Origin of the sequence: Gimesia aquarii, from assembly GCF_007748195.1 — a bacterium.
In the GTDB taxonomy this organism is placed as follows: Bacteria; Planctomycetota; Planctomycetia; order Planctomycetales; family Planctomycetaceae; genus Gimesia; species Gimesia aquarii.
Genome location: NZ_CP037920.1, coordinates 3,365,892 through 3,386,096 on the forward strand (window position 1 = coordinate 3,365,892; position 20,205 = coordinate 3,386,096).

15 protein-coding genes and 1 tRNA gene are annotated in these 20,205 nt (G+C 45.2%); 4 read left to right on the forward strand and 12 right to left on the reverse strand.

Annotation, left to right across the window (positions count from 1 at the left end; translation table 11 throughout):
• Positions 1-415: 415 nt before the first annotated feature.
• The 4 genes from V144x_RS13360 to V144x_RS13375 all read left to right on the forward strand — a co-directional run bounded on the left by V144x_RS13360 (position 416) and on the right by V144x_RS13375 (position 6,244).
• Entirely contained in the window at positions 416-1,786 is a 1,371-nt protein-coding gene (locus tag V144x_RS13360) for a Gfo/Idh/MocA family protein (protein WP_144985654.1), read from the forward strand.
• 743 nt (positions 1,787-2,529) lie between these two features.
• Positions 2,530-3,768 (forward strand): tyrosinase family protein, encoded by a 1,239-nt coding sequence (locus V144x_RS13365; protein WP_144985655.1) that lies wholly within the window; start codon positions 2,530-2,532, stop codon positions 3,766-3,768.
• Between the two features lie 20 nt (positions 3,769-3,788).
• Positions 3,789-4,640, forward strand: coding sequence for a HEAT repeat domain-containing protein (locus V144x_RS13370; RefSeq protein ID WP_144985656.1), 852 nt, complete (start codon positions 3,789-3,791; stop codon positions 4,638-4,640).
• A 23-nt stretch (positions 4,641-4,663) separates the two neighbouring features.
• Positions 4,664-6,244 carry an SCO family protein gene (locus V144x_RS13375; RefSeq protein WP_144985657.1) on the forward strand — a complete coding sequence of 527 codons (1,581 nt, stop codon included), beginning with the start codon at positions 4,664-4,666 and terminating at the stop codon, positions 6,242-6,244.
• 490 nt (positions 6,245-6,734) lie between these two features.
• Here V144x_RS13375 and V144x_RS13380 read toward each other — a convergent pair.
• The 12 genes from V144x_RS13380 to V144x_RS13435 all read right to left on the reverse strand — a co-directional run bounded on the left by V144x_RS13380 (position 6,735) and on the right by V144x_RS13435 (position 20,183).
• Positions 6,735-6,819: transfer RNA gene (locus tag V144x_RS13380), tRNA-Leu, on the reverse strand.
• A 114-nt stretch (positions 6,820-6,933) separates the two neighbouring features.
• The gene (locus V144x_RS13385) at positions 6,934-7,719 is read right to left on the reverse strand and encodes a sensor histidine kinase (RefSeq protein ID WP_144985658.1); all 786 of its coding nucleotides are present in this window, start codon (positions 7,717-7,719) and stop codon (positions 6,934-6,936) included.
• 781 nt (positions 7,720-8,500) lie between these two features.
• The gene (locus V144x_RS13390) at positions 8,501-9,502 is read right to left on the reverse strand and encodes a glycosyltransferase (protein WP_197998913.1); all 1,002 of its coding nucleotides are present in this window, start codon (positions 9,500-9,502) and stop codon (positions 8,501-8,503) included.
• A 446-nt stretch (positions 9,503-9,948) separates the two neighbouring features.
• Positions 9,949-11,142 (reverse strand): hypothetical protein, encoded by a 1,194-nt coding sequence (locus tag V144x_RS13395; RefSeq protein WP_144985660.1) that lies wholly within the window; start codon positions 11,140-11,142, stop codon positions 9,949-9,951.
• A gap of 6 nt (positions 11,143-11,148) precedes the next feature.
• Positions 11,149-12,432, reverse strand: a complete 1,284-nt coding sequence (locus V144x_RS13400) for a glycosyltransferase family 2 protein (RefSeq protein WP_144985661.1) — start codon at positions 12,430-12,432, stop codon at positions 11,149-11,151.
• Positions 12,429-13,019 (reverse strand): serine O-acetyltransferase, encoded by a 591-nt coding sequence (locus tag V144x_RS13405; protein WP_144985662.1) that lies wholly within the window; start codon positions 13,017-13,019, stop codon positions 12,429-12,431. The genes V144x_RS13400 and V144x_RS13405 overlap by 4 nt, the downstream gene beginning before the upstream one ends.
• A 56-nt stretch (positions 13,020-13,075) precedes the next feature.
• The gene (locus V144x_RS13410; RefSeq protein WP_144985663.1) at positions 13,076-14,485 is read right to left on the reverse strand and encodes a glycosyltransferase family protein; all 1,410 of its coding nucleotides are present in this window, start codon (positions 14,483-14,485) and stop codon (positions 13,076-13,078) included.
• Between the two features lie 27 nt (positions 14,486-14,512).
• On the reverse strand, positions 14,513-15,217 hold the full coding sequence (locus tag V144x_RS13415; protein ID WP_144985664.1) for a polysaccharide deacetylase family protein: 705 nt from the start codon (positions 15,215-15,217) through the stop codon (positions 14,513-14,515).
• Positions 15,218-15,228: 11 nt separating this feature from the next.
• Positions 15,229-16,479 carry a glycosyltransferase gene (locus V144x_RS13420; protein ID WP_144985665.1) on the reverse strand — a complete coding sequence of 417 codons (1,251 nt, stop codon included), beginning with the start codon at positions 16,477-16,479 and terminating at the stop codon, positions 15,229-15,231.
• A gap of 51 nt (positions 16,480-16,530) precedes the next feature.
• Positions 16,531-17,796: a GNAT family N-acetyltransferase gene (locus tag V144x_RS13425; protein ID WP_144985666.1), complete on the reverse strand. Its 1,266-nt coding sequence runs from the start codon at positions 17,794-17,796 to the stop codon at positions 16,531-16,533.
• Positions 17,786-18,949: a glycosyltransferase gene (locus tag V144x_RS13430; RefSeq protein ID WP_144985667.1), complete on the reverse strand. Its 1,164-nt coding sequence runs from the start codon at positions 18,947-18,949 to the stop codon at positions 17,786-17,788. The genes V144x_RS13425 and V144x_RS13430 overlap by 11 nt, the downstream gene beginning before the upstream one ends.
• Before the next feature lie 52 nt (positions 18,950-19,001).
• A complete protein-coding gene (locus tag V144x_RS13435; RefSeq protein WP_197998914.1) occupies positions 19,002-20,183 on the reverse strand; it encodes a GNAT family N-acetyltransferase in 1,182 nt (393 codons plus the stop codon).
• Positions 20,184-20,205: the final 22 nt, after the last annotated feature.

Here is a 20,205-nt window from a genome sequence, read left to right on the forward strand (position 1 = left end):
CTGACTTTGGCGGAAGGGGCCGTACGGGGCGTTGAGCAGAACGATATACTGTGTTGTCTTCCGATGTGGGGCTGATAGTGCAAAGGGAATTTCATTAAAACTTTTAGGTTTCCAGTTGCGAAAAATCATTCGGTCCAGATCATTTTCTTCGGTGTGAAATAAAGATTGAGTACTTACTGCAGTGGCATACCGGATTTTACGGAATTAGAAGAAATCGTTTCTTAATGGTGTTGTAATCTGCCCTATTCTCATCAATATCTGATTAACGGTGTACTCAACCCTCGACTTTATATATAATGACACGCTAGTAGCAAACATTGTCTCAAGACCCACGACCCGCCAGGTGCGCCGAATGATGCCAGCGCGCTATTGACTCCATTACTTCTGAATTTTTCCATCAAGAGGATTCCAATCGATGTCAACATCTCGACAAATAACGCGCCGTAATTTCCTTCAGGGAGCTGCCTTCGCTGGGGCTGCCACTTTTTTTTGCCCCTCCGCAAATCGTGCTTTCGGATACCAGTCACCCAATGACCGTCCGGTCTTTGCGACCATTGGACTGAGAAACCAGGGCTGGGCGATTACTTCGAAGTCGTTTAGCTTTGCTGATTTCGCTGCACTTGCCGATGTTGACTCGAATGTCCTTGAGACCAACGTAAAAAAAACAGAAAAGAAACAAGGTAAGAAACCAGACGCCTATAAAGACTATCGGAAAGTCCTCGACCGAAGAGATATTGATGCTGTTATGATCGCCACGCCCGACCATTGGCACACGAAAATCGCGGTCGAAGCGATGTATGCTGGAAAAGATGTGTACTGTGAAAAACCATTGACTCTGACGATCGATGAAGGCAAGTTGATTGAAAAGGTCGTTAAGGAAACCGGCCGTGTTTTCCAGGTTGGCACGATGCAGCGATCTGAATCGGCACAGCGGTTTCTACAGGCCGTTGCTCTGGTGAAAGATGGACGCATTGGTACGGTTAAAAAAGTGACATGTGGGATCAACAGTATGTCAGCTTCACCCACGATACCAGTTGCTCCAGTTCCTAAAGAACTTGACTGGGACTTTTGGCTGGGACCGGCCCCAAAAGTTGATTACCGAGCTTTACCTAAAATGCGTAGGGGGTACGGTGGTGGTGTCCCGCTTTACAGCAATTGTCACTATGCCTTCCGAAACTGGCACGAGTACTCCGGTGGAAAACTGACCGATTGGGGTGCACATCATGTTGATATTGCCTGCTGGGCTCTTGGTGCCAGCGACACGGGGCCGAGTAAGGTAACGCCGCTCGAATTTTCGTTGCCAGTGGAATATAAGGATGGACATCCTGTGGTCAATGACCAGTACAATGCTGCTACCAAGTTTAAAATTGGAGTAGATATGCCCAACAATGTAGAAATGATTATCACCAGCGAAGGTGACAACGGCATTCTTTTCGAAGGCACAAAAGGTCGGTTCTTTGTTAACCGAGGTAAGATTGTTGGAAAGCCTGTTGACAATCTCAAAGACAATCCATTGCCAGAAGGGGCTATCGAAGAGGTTTATGGTGGCAAAGTCAGCGCGAATCACACTGCCAACTTTATCGAGGGTATGAAATCTCGCAAGCAACCAATTTCCGATGTCTGGTCGCATAATCGTATGCTTGAAATCTGTCATCTCTCCAACATCGCCATGCGTCTGGACCGTCAACTCAAATGGGATCCCGTTAAGCGAGAAATTATTGATGATACCCAAGCGAATTCGTTCCTCACACGAGAAAACCGTAAGGGTTACGAAATCAATATGTAGTCAGTGTAGGTCAGGAAATAGAATTCGCGGATTCACTCGGTGATTCTGCCACTCCAGCGACCGAAAGAGAGTTCTGAAAAATGTAGAACTTTACTCTACAGCTAGCAAAAAAGGACTTACGCCTCAATGACGTAGGTCCTTTTTTAGATGAATACCGGAGGGGGGACTCGAACCCACACGGGGTTTACCCCCACTGGATTTTGAATCCGACGCATGCATTGTTGAGAATCATTGTGTTTTAGGTTCAATGAGATTGGTCACAGGAATTTACACCGGAATATTACTTGGTCTGAGATCTATTGATATTACGTTTCAGATGCCAAAATTGTCACCAATTCCGATTAAGATTCTATTTGTTCTCGCATCTTGAAATTGAGTACGGATTCTCATAAATAAGTGAGGAACACGATTACAAACAGTACTTTCGGGCAAACACTGATTTACTCAATCGTTTGGAAGAAAGAACTAAAAATACCTGCAACAAAATCGGATTTTATTCTCACCAAGGTAGGCAATTTTGAAGACTCGTTGCATCTCTCTGTACTAAATAACAGATTTGTTGTTGTGATTTTTTACAATAACGTTATCATTTGTTCTCATGGCCAAGTGGGAATCTGATTATGATACCAACTCAAGTAAAAATATAAAGTGGAATACTTCAATAGGTTGATTGTTGCAGCCAGAAAGATTTTCTCATATATCATCTTTGTATAGATGATGACCGATACAGTAGCGAGGGCAGCATGAGTATCGTTATCGAGGTTAATAATTCTAATGACTCCAGTGGTCGCTATCTTTCATGGGCACCAACGCCCTGCCGTGTTCGGGTTACTGACCCCGCCGGTGCAACAGGTCCGACTGTTAACGTTACACTAAGCGGGAGGTCAACGGCCACGGGGGGAGCAGTGGTTTTCCGCAAAGGGACAACCGGAGCCTTCTCAACGACACTGAGTTTTCCCGTGCCAGTTTCTGGTTTGTCGGAAACATTCTTCGTCGCAGGGGAGTTCAGTAGGCCAAGCAGACAAGACGGCGATGTTACGATCGAGGGGCAGGTTAATGGATCGAACTCAGGCCCAATCAGGATTCGGGTAATGGTTCGTGTTCGAAAGAACGCTAACGAATTGCGGGCTGGCGAGCGAGATCGATTCATCAACGCGATGGCGACACTCAACGACCGCGGATTGGGACGCTTCACTGACTTCAGAGAAATGCATTTCGGTGGTGGATTGGGGCAGGCCCATGGTGCAGCTGGGTTCTTGGCCTGGCATAGAAACTATTTACTTGACCTCGAACGAGAACTTCAGGCGATTGATCCATCCGTCGCTCTACCATATTGGAAGTTCGATGAGCCTGCTCCGAACATCTTTACCGAAAATTTTCTCGGAGCCCCCGATGGCTCCGGGTTCGTACGGTTCGCTTCAGGCCATCCTATGAATTTCTGGAGAACGGGGACTGTCACTGGAATCGAACGCAGATTGCGATTCTCTCGAACCGTGGCACCACCAGGTCTGTTGAACCAGGACGAAACTTTAGGCCTGGGGCTAAATTACCAGATGTTCCGTGATATGGAGTTCAATCCGCACAATCGAGCCCATACAAGTTTCCGTGGTTTCGTTTCTAATGCCGCCACAGCTCCACGGGATCCATTGTTCTTTTTGCTGCATTGCAACGTCGATCGTCTCTGGGCTATGTGGCAGCATGAAGACAGTCGTCGATTTGATGCTTCTCATAGTGCTTCCTATGACAACCGACCGTTACCCTCACGCCAGATCGGACACAATCTGACAGACACAATGTGGCCATGGAATGGCGTCACTGGAAACCCTCGCCCTCCCGTCGCACCGGGGGGAGATCTTGCGAGTTCGCCGATCGTCACAGCGCCGGGTCCATCGCCGCGGGTCGACCAGACTCTCGATTACCAGGGCCGGGTGTCGGCTATTAATCGCCTCGGCTTCGACTACGAAGATGTTCCATTTGCCTAATCCTAACAACGGAGAAATCCATGGCTAAAAAGACTAAAACGCCGCGCACAACGAAACAGGTACTTGCCTTAGTGAAGGACAGGAAGAAGACGGTTAATGATCGGATTCAGGCTCTCTCTGAGATGTCGATCGCGGTTTGCGACAAGAAGTCAGCGCTTGAGGGGGTTATCAACATACTGACTGATGTCGATGAGGAATTTGAGGTGCGTGAAGAGGCGCTTCGAACACTACAGGCGGCAAGCTTTAGCGTTGTGCGTTTTGAGTCTAGCCGACCAGCTTACGTGGCTGCACTACGGAAAGTTGCAAAGGACGAAAACGAAGCTCTTCGTGAGCAGGCTTTTGAAATCCTCGCTGCCCAGCAGGATGGTCAGGTCCAGCGGAACCTCATCAAAGGTCTGAAGGATCCGAATAAAGCAAAGATCGCTCCCGAGCGAGCCCTCCAGCTTCTTGCTTATGATTCCCATGCCGATGCATACGATGTCGCCCGTCATATTTTCGATGATCCACCCAGCAAAGAGGCAAAACGTGAGGCACTTCGTCTGCTCTCATCTGATTCAAAGGCAGTGAAGATTTTCTCGAAAGTGCTTCGCGACAAGGCCGAGTCAACTGAGGTGCGCCAGATTTGCGCTGCAGCACTGCATTCACTTGAGCCGAAGACGCTTTACAGACAAGCGAAGCAAATCGTACTCGACAAAACGGATTCCGATAATTTGCATGCGACGTGTTTAAGCGCACTTACCTATTTCAATGAGAAGCTGTCGGATAAGGATGGCAAGCTCGTCGATCATGTTCGAGAGTTGAAAACGAAGGCTTCATCTAAAGTTAAGAAACGAGCGAGTGCGTTCCTGAAACGCTTTGGTGATAACGACTAGCAATTGGCATTAGGAGGTTCACAGTGACTGCGATTGCTCTTACGAAGAGTGCGACAGAAGCGGATTTCGTTGAGTCTGTCGACTGCCTAATTATAGCAGCTGACACTCCACGGCTCACCGAGTTGTTATCCGAAGAGCACCCTGTTTATTCGCAGAAGAGCACTGCCGCGACGGCGCGGATGCGCGCTTGGATTCTGGTCGGACTTGGCCGTATTGGACTCTGCCATGGATCGTTGATCTACGTGATCGAAGAACTTGATACCGGTATTGAACCTTATCTTGTCGCGGCGGCTGCGGTTGCATTGCGTTCCTATCCATCGAAAGAACGTACTTTTGCCCGCTACTTGGTACATGCAATTGAGAACATTCGCTATCACGATGAGCCAGTTAATTATGAGCGATATGGTGAGTATTCCGAGGATGAGAGCCGCACGGCGGTCACAGAGATTCTTGAATCATTGGAGTGGCATGGGGCGGGTATGCTGACCAACGATGAGATGACGTTTCTTCGTGGTCTACCGGATTGTCATCAGGAGATCGTGAGTCGCCTGGCATTGCGAGCAGACTCGCACAGTACCAGTTGCTGTGAAATTCCAGAAATTTTCGGAAGGTTTTCACTCCCCTCAGGCCGACAAGTCAATGAAGCCGCGTTGGGGGCTGTGTTGTTTGAAGACCAAGACGGTTCAGTCTTTGGCTTTCGAGAGTACTTTAGAGGTACATCCTCTATCGTTGCATTCTTCTACACACGCTGCGATAACCCGTTTAAATGCTCTCTAACAGTTGCGAAGCTTGCGAACATTCAGCGCATTTTACAGAAACGTGACTTACAGCGACCAGTGCGTGTCGCCGCAATTACTTACGACCCTGAGTTTGATGACACTACTCGTATTCGGGTTTACGGTGCAGATCGTGGGATTGAATTCGATTCACACACGAAACTATTGCGTTGTATTCGCGGTATGGAGACGGTCCGAAAGTACTTTCGTTCCGGCTCGAACTTCATTGGTTCGTTGATCAACCGTCATCGAATCGAGGCATTTGTTCTCGATAGGAGCGGCGAGATTGTGGCCACGTTCCAGCGGATGAGATGGGACGAAGAAGAGATTATCGAGTTTGCGGTGGACCACGCCGAGGGCTGTGAATCGGTTCAACGAAAAAACATTAGTCATGCGCGAAGTCACTTGCGACGGTTTTTCATGGGGCTGCTTTCAATACTGCCACCCGCGGCAGTTGCGTTCTTTCCCAAATGTCCTTTTTGCTGGGCCGCCTACTTCAGTGCTGTGGGCCTTTCCGGGTTAGAGCTTGCTTATAGTCCGTGGTTCTATCCTGTATTATGGTTTTTTCTCTGTATCCATGTGGTAAGCTCAGGAATACGCTCGCGAACAACGGGGAAGTTGTATTCGTTCGTGATGGCTGTGGCGGGGGCGGGACTTTTGGTGTTGCCGGCAGGGCAGTGGTCGAAGCTGTTGGCGATTGGGTTGATCGGAACCAGTTCACTGATTGGTTCAATGGAGCATCAGCGATCACGACTCAAGACTACTGCGCGGTCACGATCAAGTTCTGAGTTCGTATGTAGTGCCGATGATAACGAAGAGACCCCATGATTACGCCGTGTCAAGATTCCGTTTCATTGTATTCTGAATTTACGCGAAAATAGGAATCCATTCGCACCGTACGCTAAAACGCCGTCGCACAGATTACAATTCAATAAGCGAGCTGCCCATTCAGGCCAACGACCCAGGGTTTCTCTCACCAGCCCTCACAGCGGTCGTACTGTCAGGTCAACTTCAAATGCATTCCATGGGAGGTGTCATGACATTTCATGTGGTATGGAATCAGGTGGAGATCAGCTTATTGATGCGAAATTTCAGTTTTTCAAACGTAGGGTGGTGAAGGTATTATGAAGCAGTTATTGTAACCTTCGAGAGATGGTGCATTGGGTTCATGGGAAGAATAGGAGATTTCGGAGCACGGATTTCTGGTGCAGAGAAGGGCGTCAGGGAAAGAACCATCCCAAGTGCCCACCTGCCCCAAATATGTCCTAAACGAAAACAGAGGTTTCCATCAGAATGATGAAAACCCCTTGTTTTTCAGTACCGGAGGGGGGACTTGAACCCCCACGAGGTTTACCCTCACTGGATTTTGAATCCAGCGCGTCTGCCGATTCCGCCACTCCGGCTTTTGGAATAAAAGTATATAGTCTAACGCTTTACGGAATTCAATGGAAACACGGAAAAATCTTTCGATCAGTACCGCCTCTGTTGTTTTTCTGCAGAGATTGACTCAAACGAGACTAAGCGGCTTCAATTGCTGCAGGAGAGAGTGGAAATTTCAGAGTAAATGCAGTCCCTTTTCCAACAGCACTTTCCACGCGGATTCTGCCATTGTGAGCTTCCATTACTTCTTTCGCGAGAGAGAGTCCCAGCCCAGTTCCACCCTGACCGTTTTCATCAGCCTCTTTTGTTGTGTAAAACTGGTTGAAAATCTCATGCAATTGTTCAGAAGGAATTCCGTCTCCGCTGTCACGAACAATGACTTCTGCCAAATTTGATTCCTGATTAAGTCGAACAGCTAAATCAAGTCTACCACCAGAAGGCATTGCCTGTCGTGCATTCACGATTAAGTTGACAAGGACCTGTTGAATCTGGTTCGGATTTAATACGACTTCCGGATTCGCTTCAAAATGAGTATGTAAATTGACTCGATTCATCTGAAGGTCTTTCTCAACTAGTGCAATGACACTTTTTACCAGCAGGAGGAGATCAGCCGGTTCCTGGCGACTTTCACTTCCACGAGCGTAAGAAAGCATACCAGTTGTAATTTTGGCAGCACGTTGACCTGCAGATAATATTTTAGTAAAGGCTTTTTCTCGGCGCTCTTCTTCTTTGTGTCGTAATCCTAATTTTGCATAGTTGATGACAGTGGTGAGAATATTATTGAACTCATGAGTAATTGAAGACGCTAGGGCGCCCACAGAACTCATTTTTTGGGCGTGTATTAATTGTTTTTGATAGTCTTCAACTTGTGTTTCCAACTCTTGAATTCGTTTTTCCATCGATTCGAATGTTTGGTTTGACATAAACGTGCCCACATCCTTGTATGACAATCAAATTACTTTTTTAAGTCGTAGCCCAAGATGGCTCGTCTATTTAATATGACAAGTGTTTTCACTCACTGTTATTTAGATATCGGCCTCTTCTATTCTGGAATCCAGAGTGTGCCGTAAGTCGGAATGATTGCATCATGATAATTAGTAAGCGCGATCTACTTATGTTGAATAGAGAGAATTGTGAAAATAGGATGAATGGGATTTTGTTGGAGATGTCAAGTTGCGTTCATAACGCAATTAAGCTTTTGCAACATGCTATGCATTTCAATCGGCTTCGCTTTTTCTATTTATATCAGTGTATGCTTAACTGATTGTAACTCTTTATCTATAAGTGAGTTTGAGAGGATTTCTAATGCGCAAGTGTTTGAGGTTATTTTACTCTTATTGTTATTTTTTTCTGAAAGACCATTGCTATTGCAGACGCAAAAAACGAATCAGAGGAATGGTTTTTCTTATTCATTCGATTCACAGGCCCAAATAGAACTCTTTGTGTAAAATGTCTAAATTATCACACCTGCGGCCATTGATTTAGGTGAATGTAAGCGGGCTTGAGCGACTAAGAGTAAAACGCATTTTTCCGCTAAGAAGGGTATCGTCGAGCTGGTAGTGATCCTGTTCAGGACTTCTCAGATCAGAATTGTGATGGTAAAGCAGGTAAAGTATTTGCATTTACTGATAGGTTGAAGCACACGATGAGTATCGCTGTAAATACAACCGGACTCAAATACCTGGAAGGGCTGAGGTAACAACTTCAGGCAGCGGATCGTTGTTCTGGCGGTTCTTCGTCCTGCTGATCTTCTATTTGAACTGGCTGCTTTACTGTCTTGAGCCGGTAGGTGATTTCTTTTGTAATTGCTTTATTAAAAGAAATCTGGAATTGTTGGTATGAGTATTGAGCGGCACAACACCAACCGATCACCGCCTGACAACGTTGAGGGCGCAGCTCTAATTCCTGTAGGGCAGAGACAAGCGATTTGACGCTTTTCTCATCGAAGTAGATTCCACTGCCCAGGCCATGCTGTTCAAAGCAGACAACAGAGTTGGCTGCCTCACAGTTGGCATAAATGACGACGGGTGTACCACAGCTTTGTGCTTCTATGGCAGAAAGGTCGAAGTCAACATCGCGTGGACAGATTACTCCTGAGCAGAGTCGATATTGTTCTCGTAGCATCTGGTCGTCGACAGGGCCGATAATTTCAACATGTGGTTCTTTATGTAAGTTCGCAGGCAACTGCTCTTCAGCAATGCCAATAATCGATAAGCTCAGCTTTAATTCTTTGCAGGCATCTACTGCCAGCTGATCTTCTGCAGACCATTCTCCATCTACAATCAGGAGATAGAATGAGCTTCGTTTTTCAGAGCCGGAGCAAAAAAAATCGGTATCGACTGGAGGTTTTACGAATGAAGTAAATCGATCACGATTCAAGTTCTGAATTGTCTTGGTTGGAACAACAAATTCGACTTCGGTTAAAGAGTTTACCAATTGCTGATTGATAGGAGACTGGTTGCTGGAATGTGGTTCCAGATAGCACAGATGTAATTGGTCTGCATTGCATTGAACAGATGCAGCAGCTTCCAGGCTCGTACTGATGATTAAGTTTGACTGGGTGAAATCAGGCGATTGTTCAGAAGAGAAACCGGTGCCAAATCGGGCGATAGTCGATGCCTTGGGCCAAGCCTGATTCAGTGCCTCCCAAATACAATACTCAGTACGAGTATGTGATATGCCGGTATGCACTAATGTGACACTCATTTTGTTTCCTCCTTGAAACCATGATGAGCCTGAATTCATTCCTGTTGAATTACTACTGGCAGCGTCTTCGTCAGTAGTTGTACGCTGTGTCTCAGCGATTGAGAGGTGAAAGTGGATTCATTGAAGTATTGACAGATCTCGATACAGACAACAGAGAAAGGAATCAGTATTAGGACAGAAAGTCATTTAAAGCTGCCCAGATATAAGTAATTGGAAAATGAAGGAGAAAATAGTGTGCTTCACTCCTTCATCGTGATCTTGACAAATCTCAAAAAATTGGTCAATGCGAATCTGAGTTGATTGGAGGTCGACTTAGCGATTGTCAGCAAAATAGTTTTGAATGCAGTCTTTATAGCCTAACTGGATTAAATGATCTTTAATAGCAAGATGTGGACAAATGGTTTGTGGTGTTCTCGATTAATGTTCGAGAACAGTTTGTATTTGTCTTAGGTCAGCACTTTGGACTCTCGAAATGTATCAGTAAGGATCGATTCGAAATCTGGAACAGAGATTCCTTGTTCTGCCTGATGGATGAGTGCAGCCATTTCCCAGGCAGTGACATAGTAATACTTCCATTCCGGGTGTCGGGCTGCCTCTTGTTTTAATGCAGAGTGGAACGCCTCTGTTTCCGGTCCGAGCAGAGTATCAATATTCCCCGGTTTGGCACCATGTGTGTGGAGTTTGATAAATGTCCAATCAGGACGACCAGCGACGTGTACGTCGGCTGAAAGCCAGTGTTGAAATCGTTTCAGTGAGGCAGGACGGCCACCGTGAAGATCGGAATTTTCAATGCGTGGTAAACAACCCCATTTGCGTTGATTCCAGTCAAGGCATAAGGGACCTTGAATCATTAGCAGGCTGTTATCTTCGGGTGATTGGCCTACGCGAGCCAGAGTACCCTGGTTGTGAGATTTACGCTCATTCGGTCGGTGTTTTGCGTAGTAAATACTGTTAATGATTTGAGTTTGTGTATCACTGGGGGCAGAAGGCATTGTCAGGTCGGCATAACAACCTGTTTCCAGTAGGATTTCAATCTCGTTATCAACGCCGCACCATCGCCCATCTGGGCGGGAGTTGCACAAAGCCCAGTTCCCATGGATGAAGCCATAAACGATCTCTCCCGTCAGTGGATCTTTTCTTAAGAGTCCATGTCGATGATAAAGAGTCTCTCGGAACTCATTCATCTTTTGACGGAGGCCTTCCGCTGTATCCTGGTCATGGTGTAAATGCACATCAACGTCACCATAGCCTTGCTTGCAGAGTTCAGCTAGACGATCTAAATACTCTGGGGAGTACTGATCTTGTGGAAAGAAAAAAGTATGCTGCGGTACCTGGCCGCGAGAATCGCTGAACTTCGAAAAGCGGGCAGGGTATTCCTGGCACCAGCGATCAACGCGGGCCAATGCTTCAGATTTAACAGGGTTTCCCCATTCCGGTTCGAAATGATCACAGACAGCGATGAAAATATGCCGTGGCTTTTCAGGAGTGAAAGCTACTGACTCTTTCCTTCTTTTCAACCGATAATAGCTGGGAAGCCAATATTGCATATTGCGCGAGCGAATAATGAGAAAAAGAGCACAAACACTACTCACAAATACGAGTAAGCAAATTGAAATAACGGATAACAGAAGTGATGACATAACAGATCAGCTTTTCGTAGTTTGAATTAAGGCTGTATGAGAAGATTCCGTCTCAATGGGATCAAGGCCTGCTTCTTTCGGATTTAATTCTTCAATTGGTAATGGTGTGGATTGCTCTCGCTCAGTTCGCTCCCATGTGCCGTTTTGCCGTATGAAGAGGCAACGAAACAGGCCGATTGCCAGAGCAAAATTCATTTGTACGAACATACCCGGAATTCGAAAGATTTTAGAATGTCGCCCGCGAATCACAAAATGGATACCGATCAGTGCTGATAGATAAAATAGTTCCTGTAAAATCAAAGTCGACTGATAGAATTCATAATTGAATAAATAAATGTTGGTGAGCAAAGCGATCAGCATAAAGACCGGACAAAACCAACGCAGCACTTTATGTGACCAAAAAGCAAAAGCAATGTATCCATATTTCGGATGCAGGAGCCCTTTGAGGTGTTTCAAGCATTGAAAACCTCCCGTGCCGATTCTGACTCGTCGTTGAAATTCTGCCTGAACCGAAGGTGCGGTTTCTTCAGTTGCAAAGGCTGACTTCTCATAAATGACACGTTGGCCAGCCAGATGGACCCGCATTCCAATGAGAAAATCATCATTGATTAATTCTGGTGGAATTGGCGTATAGAGTTCTTTTCGGAGTGCGTACAGGGCGCCATTCACTCCCAGAACGGCGCCAAGTTTGGTTTCACACTGTTTCAGGAAGTTCTCGTATTTCCAGTAGATTCCATCGACATTATTACCCGCGACTGCATCTTCCAGGATGAGTTGACCGCAGACGCATCCCGTGTCCTCATCCTGAAAATGTTTCACCAGCTGTTTAATACATTGTGGGTCCATTTTTGTGTTTGCATCGGAAAAGACAATAATCTCTCCTTTTGCTTCAGGAACACAATCATTAAGAACCGATGCTTTACCGCGGCGTTTTTCAAACTGGATCAGCCGGATGCGGTCATCATCATACGTACTGACAAGTTCCCCCGTCAGGTCTAAGTTGCCATCACAGCCAATCAAGACTTCAAATTTATCGCTCGGATAATCAATTTTCGCCAGATTATTAAGCCGCTCCAGAATAACAGATTCTTCACGATAAGCGGCAATCACTACCGTTACAGATGGCAGGGAATTCGCATCGATTGTTTTTTTCTCTTCAATGGACTGATTGAGATTATTTTGTCTTCGTCGACGAGATAAAAACCAGACGATCAACGGATATCCTACATAAGAATACACGATGAGAGAGAGGGATGTCCAAAACAGGAATTCCATAAAGAAGGTCATCATAGTACCGATCCTTTCTGATACTGAGTATATGTAGGATCTTCCTCTGATCGTATGTCGTTTTCCTGCTTGATTGGTAGGTTTTCAGAGTGAACTTTCAGAACCCGAGCTGGAATTCCTCCAACCGTAGTATGTGGTGCCACGTTTTTGACAACGACGGCATTGGCTCCAATTTTTGAGTGCGATCCAACGTCAACCGGGCCGATAATTTTTGCACCGGCACCGATAAAAATATCTGAACCGAGAGTTGGAGAAATATTACGCTCTGCTCCAATCGTCACCTGATGTTCCAGTTTGATGTCATCTCCGGCAGTGACTGAGCTATTAATTACGATTCCCTGGCTGTGAATAATGACAAAACGGCGACCAAATTCTGCACTCCGTCCGATGATGCACTGGCAGAAAATAGCGTTACATTTATTGAAAATCATGGCTAAAGGAGTTAGTTTCCAATGACTGGACCACTGCATCAGTCGATACCAGAGCATAGCCATTGTGCCATCGGTGAGGCACGTTTTCAGCATAGTGCGCATGGAAACATTTCCATAACACCATTCTGATTTTGCTTTGAGATCTTCCCAGAAATTCATATGATTCTCACTTAACTGTCTAGATTGCCCCAACTTCATGTTATCTGATCAGGGAGTTAGGCGTGATTCTGAACGAGCTCACCTAATAACTCTGCCAATTCCCCCGCCTGAGATTCCCTGTTAAATTGGTTGATCTTTTCAGGGTTCGAGATAGAAGAAGCGGTCTGACTATTTAGACGTTCTGTTAACCAACGTGCGATTCCCTCAGTATCATCGGCTCTGAAATTTCCTGATGGCCAGAATCCGTTTAAAATATCAGTTGTCTCACCAGCCGGGGTGATTGCTAAGATTTCACGCCTGGTGGCCAGATACTCGAATAATTTTGCCGGTGCAACACGATTTGCCCCTTCAACATCGCTTAGTAACAAACAGAGCGCATCCGCTGTTCCCATTTTTTTCAATGCTTCTTGATGAGCACAATATTCTTCGGTGACCAGAGTACAGGCTGATTGATGAATTCGTTCGAGTAGCGTCAATTGTTCTGGAGTTTTTCTGCCGATGAACTGGAATTCCAGCTTGTTTAGAAGTTCGGGATTCACTTGATGAATTGATTCAATGGCTTTTACCAAAGGTTCCACAGTGGTCAGATTCCAAAGTGTTCCTGTATAAACGATACGAAATTGTTTTGGTGTATCCAAAGATCTCTGGGGCTGATCCAATTCTTCCAGAAGGTCAAAATCGTCCTGATCGAATCCGTTGTAAATGCATTTTCCAATCGCATCTGTTCCAAACTGATGTGCGCGGCTCAAAAGACGTTCTGTACTGGCCTGGGTTGTCGCAACAATGGCATCAGAGGCTTTCATAACCGATTTTTGTAAGCGCGTTTGAATCAGATTTGAAATACGATCTTGTTGATGGTTTTCCAGATATTTACTGCTTAGATCCCATTCATCTCGAAAGTCAGCAACGAAGGGGATTTGAAAGATTTGTTTCAGTTTTTTAGCGAGGATTAAGTTCGAGTAGGGAGGGGCAGTGGCCATAATCGCATCATGAGGCAGGTTCCTAAGTAGTTTTTTTCCTGCTTTTAACGCATTAGGGTACCACAAGATTTGTGCATCTGGCTGTAGGAGTAATCCAGCACCCGCTTTCATCGCTTTGCGGCAGGCTGATTTAACGGGCGTCAGCAAGCCGGTTCGCTGTCCGTTTGATTTTTGAGCTGCCACATTCTTTTTTAGGGCATAATTTGGTTCCCATGTTCGGGCTCGTTCCAGAAGTGTGTCTTCAGGAATGTCGACAAGCAGACTGTTGTCGAATACGGGAACTGAAGGGTTGGCCGCCATCAATACACTTACGTCCCAGCCAAAACGTCGTAGATACTTCACGAATTTGACGGGCCGCTGAACTCCAGCGCCTCCGACAGGAGGAAAATGATAGCTGATTAATAACAGGCGTTTTCTATTTCGACTTGCGTACTCATTCGCACTCGAGTCTTGTGATTCAATCGATTGTGAAGTCATTGTGGACATGAATAAGTATTCCTCGAATATGGATAATCAGGCAGACGCCTGTTGGGTCAAGATGGCCTGATCACCTTTGGGGGCTAGCCAATGACTGACAGTATGAGATTGGATTTGGAACTCTTGATGCTCTGAAAGTTGTCTGACCGCCTCGATTGCATAGGGGTGGTTATCGTGTAGTAAGCAGAAGTTTCCTTCTACTGGATGATAGTGCTGACACCAGTTCTTCATTTCAGCTAGATCTGACATTAAATAATCGCGTGGGTCAGTATCCCAGAGGACAACAGTACGATGCTGGAGCCAGAGTCCCAGCATTTTTCCGAGACTCAATTTGCCCTTCGGAGGGCGAACGAGGTTTGTCTCAATTCCGGTAATCTGTTTCAGTGTTTGATCGGTTTGTTTGATTTCATCCAGAAAGCAACGTGTCGATGACTGGGAAGGTTCTTGATGAGTGAATGTGTGATTCCCGATTTCATGTCCTTCATTGATGATCCGCTCAATGAGTTCTGGATATTGCTGGGCCTTTTCACCAATCACAAAAAATGTACCTCGTTGTTGATATTGATTCAGAAGGTCGAGTAACTGAGGTGTATATTCAGGATGAGGACCATCATCGAATGTAAAAGAAATATTAATCGCGGATCGATTCGTATTTTGCCGAGGCGCACCATGAACCAGAAACAGTTTTTGGGGAATCACTGCTGAAATCGTTTTTTTGATGAGTTGACGAATCGGATTCATAGTCGTGAGTTTCAGGTTTGCTGTTCTACTTTTCTTTTTTTATGTTGATCGACTGAACTGGATTTCTGTTTAATTGTTAATTCTGATGTAAATTGAACGCTACAGTCAGAGAGAATCTGACTGAGGTGCATTGCAGATTCCTTCCAGGAATTAGGTTTAAAATCTCGTTTTTCATTTTGATCAGGTGAGTCAAGCATGTCAGTGATCGCCTCCGCCAATCTCTCAGAATTGTCAGGAGGCACTAACTGGTCACAGCTGGGATCTGCTATTTCTGGTATGCCACCCACATTGCTGGCTACAAAGCTCCTGCCACAGGAAATTGCCTCTAGAAGTACATTGGGGATGCCCTCTGAAATACTGGGCAAAACGATAAAGTCAGCGGCTCGATACCAGTCAGCCAGTCGAGACTGCTGTTGTGATCCGGTTAATTGGAAATACTCTCCTAATCCATATTGTTTTATTTTTTGGCTTAATACGGCTTTTAATGAACCGTCTCCTAAAACATAGCACGTAAAAGGAGTGCCCTGTTTACTTATTTTGTGGCAGGCATCGAGAAGAACGGAATGCCCTTTGACTGGTTCTAAACGTCCAACGCTGACTATGATTTTTCTGTTATGAGGTAGTCCCAGTCTCTGACGCGCTTCCTGTTGATTACCAGGAGTGAACAAATTCTGGTCCACTCCTCGATAGACTGTGTTTATTTTTTCTGAGTGAATGTCCAAGTTTTTCACAGCTTGTTTAATATCATTACTGACTGTGATCACTCCATCCGCCTGTTGCAGTACTGATTTAATTGCACGTTTTCGACGGTGATTTTTGGTCAGTAGCAAAATGTCACTGCCACCGGTCATTACAACAACGGGTATCCCGTGTTCGCGTGCTGCCTTCACAGCGACTTCTCCATCTGGATGGAGCCAATATGACAAGATTATGTCAGGTTGAAATTGTGAAATGGTTTCATGAAGCCTTCGATTGATTGACCAATGTAGAAATTGTCCATAAAACTGATGGAATAGTTTCGGTAAATAATAAAAACGCGGATACTCTATGCTGAGTGAGTCAGTGATATCTGTCGGTAGCCATTCACGGTTCAGACGCGTTTTATCTTTGAAGTAGTGTGAAAACTCATCCATCCAAGATACCGGAGAGACTACATGTGTTTGATGCAGCTCGGACAATGCTTGAATCATTGAATAATTAAAGGTGCCTTTTCCAGGTTGCAGCGAATTTGGAAATACACTGGAAATGAATAAAATTTTCATAGCAGGCCTGCTGATCGTGAGTAGTGAAACTGAACTGTTCTTTATGGTGGATTATCTGCTTCCTAATTTTCCATAACGCAGTAATTGCCGAATGGCTGTGTAAGTTCCGGTGGCTTTTAATACTTTTCTAATGTTACGATCTACAACACGTGATGATTTTAAATAAAACAATAAGAGTTTGTTTTTGATCGTGGGAGCGAGCAGTAGCACTGATCCACTTTGTGTAATTTCGGAACTATAACGCTGTTTGTATTCCGCATCTCCTTCACCAAAATCAAATGTGTGAGGGGGATCATGTTGTATGAGGTCATCTAATGTCATCAACAAGAGGGCTTCTCCTGGAGACTTGCTGGCATAATCCAGATCAAATCCAACTTCAACATCGCGGAAGACTCCTTTATGCTGGTGTCCGATTTTAAATGCGACAGGTTGATCATCTTTCTTTAGCATGTAGCAACGTAAAAAACCGTTCGATGCCAGGAAGACAAGTTCTTCGAGTTCCATGTCATCATTTTTGATGCGGAGTCCCAGACGCTGAGTTTGCCAGGTATTGAGGGATATCTGATGTGCTGCTTCCAGAAAATCTGCTACCTGGTCAGGTTCTGTTACGCGGATGAAAGTCATCTCACTGTTTTGTCGTAAGAGTCTTCTTTGTTTACCCCTTGATTTTGAACGAAATTGTTTCCAGTAATCGATTGGGTTCTCTGGAAAATGAATCAAACTACGGTCTTGAAAACCGGTATGTGAAAACTTTAAAAAAGGAGTTTCTGAGTCTTGAGCAATTTTGTTAAGAGGGTCATTTACGAGTAAATCATCCAATAACAGAAATACTGATTTTTGTTGATGACAAAACGTAGTTGCTGACTCCAGAAGCGATTTCAAAAGCGTTTTATCTTGCTGGAGTTCCGGCTGCACCAGAAATCGGTTACCAGAGAGATAGTAACCTGGAAGCAGACGGGCAGGTCCCAGCCCCTTGAGAACTTTTGTGCTCATATTTTTGGGTAGTAAAATTCCTGCTGCGATTAGGGTTCCTTGCCTATAGCATTGCATCAAGTAACCCGGGTATTGGGGATATGCTTTCGCAAGGATTGGGAGCAAAGGAATAATATAATCCGGGTGTTGATAAAGATCTGAGTTGATATCATTTTGATAGAGCTGCATCCATGTCTGATACAATTCTGAGACAGGCTGTAGTTGTGCGCAATCCAAGGCATGGATTTTAAACTGAACTCCATCAGATACTTTATGTTTATTGGACAGTTCGATGACCTGGGTGTTCACGTTGTCTTGTTGTTCTGGATTTAATTTAGTTTTCATGGTTACTTACTTTGAGTGATGAAGCTAAAGTTTCAAGATAAAGGTTTTCGTACTCTTTGATCATGGATTGAATGTTAAAGTGCTGTTCGACTCGATCTCGGGCCGCTTGACCCATTTGTTGCCAGCATTCTTTTTGGCGGCACATTTGGAGCACGGCTTCCGCTAATTTTGTAGCATCGGCAGAAGGTACAAGTATTCCCGTTTCTGGTTGCTGAACAATTTCCGGATTTCCCCCTACGGAAGTTGCTACGATTGGAAGTCCTACCGACATCGCTTCCAGTAGAGTCAGCGAGATTCCTTCTGTGAGCGAAGACGAAACATAGAAACCTGACTGACTGAGCAGGGAAGGCACGTCGTTTCGTTCGCCCAGGAATTGCACATTCGATTCGAGCTGAAGTGCAGCCGTTTTCTGTTCCAGCACAGTTCGTTCTGGTCCATCTCCCACGATATGTAGTTGAAAGGTGGGAATAGAGTTCACGACGATCCTGACTGCCTCCAGCATAGTCAGCAGGTCCTTTTCGGGTGATAACCGTGAAACGGTAACTGCCGTCAAGTCATCAGTCGGACCTGTGAAAACGAAGCGATCGACGTCGATTCCGTTCCAAATACGAGTGATTTTACTATCAGGTAACCAGCCAATTCTTTTACAGCGTTTTCCGGTATCATCCGAAACAGGGACCACACGGTCTGCAATCCGGCTGGCTACGGCGAATTGGATGCGTTCATTCAAAGTGTTTCCAAAACGTCTTCCGTGCCGGGTATGAATGATTGCTGGGATCTTTGCCCGATATGCTGCCAGACTACCATAGAAATGAGGGTAGGCATTATGAGTGTGTAAAAGATCGAAATTTCTAACTTTCAAAAAATATGCCAGTTGATTGATTCGAGCCAGTTTACCAGGGGCCGTCAACGGATATTCAATAACCGGACAACCCCAATTTTGAATCTCTTCTGCAGGTTGTCCCGTTTCTCCCAATGCAATAAATTCTAACTCGAATTGTTCTGGATTATGATAGCGCGCAAAATCAACCAGCAATCGTTCTAAACCTCCGGTGCATAATGTAAGGCTCAGGTGGCAGATGCGCAATCGTCTGCCACCGGCCAGAAACTGGTCGGAAGTGTCTCGAATGTTAGTCGCTTCGATCGTGCTCATATTAACTAATCCAAAAAAACGCTCTTCTATTCGTTTAATTTCCAGTATCTCATTATTCTGAGTGATGATTCTCTCTATTAATCAGTTTCAGCGATTGTTTGATTTTTCTTAAGGCATTTAAAGCTGTGAATTTCCACCGTGGCCGTTTGATTTGAGCCCAGGTGAGATAGCTATGCGTTGTGCTCATCTTCTGTTTATGGTGACTGTTTCCTGCCAGAAAGTCATAAGCATCAAAGCCTCGGTTGAAGCATTCTTCGATACAGAGATAGTCGGCGATCACTCCCGGACTGAGTTTGCCTTTATATTCCGCGGAACCACCCTGATAACAGAGAACACGATTCCGATCGATGAGTACTTGAACACAGCCAATCACTTCTCCTTCAATTTTGACTCGGAAGAGTCCCATCTGGCCTTTAGGAATCAATTTATGAATGAGCGCTTTGTGAAAATTTGTGAATCGTTCACTGGCATAAGAACCTGGTTGTCCCTCTTTTTGCCAACGAGCCTGATGGAGTGTGACGAGGTCAGTGAAAATAGAGTTGGCATGTTCTATATCCTCAGCCCACTCTGTTGTGAGGTTGCCATAGGATTTCATGTTCTTTCGCAAGTTTTTACGAGTGGAATAACCAAAACCGGAAATGACTTCCCGTTCCTCATCGCGAATCTGTTTTAAATCGAAATAGTGACTTTCCACTTTTCGAGTCGACGTTTCCTGTTGTGGGAGATCCCATGATTCCAACTCATCACTGGCAAAACCATCAAATTGGAATGAATCCCATGCATCGTTTTTCGAAAGCTCGTTTAACAGCTCATTGATAAAGCTAGGTTGGTCTTCGGGTTGAACGAGCAACGAATTGTATTCAACACAGACACTGTCAGCCGCTGGTTCTCCCGCTGTGCCTAAGTGTCGAGTTTTGAGAGATAGAGGGCCATCGTGTTGATCCACGCCTTCGGCGAGTAAACAGATTCCACAGGGGATCTCGTCTTTTGATGCGACAACGAAGGAGTAGGGGACTAGATCCTGGTAGTGTTCAATCCACGTAGATGTCCAGACATGAGAGCACATCAAGGGGACATATTCAAATTGTGCTTCCAGGGTTTTCCACAACTTGAGGCAATCGTCTGTTTGTTTGCTGTCGTGAATTTTGATTTTCAGTACCTGCGTTGTACTTTGATCTGAATTAATATCAGACTGATCTGCAGCTCGTTGATCTTGGTATTGAATTGTCGTCATCGAATTACTCATGGATATGGAT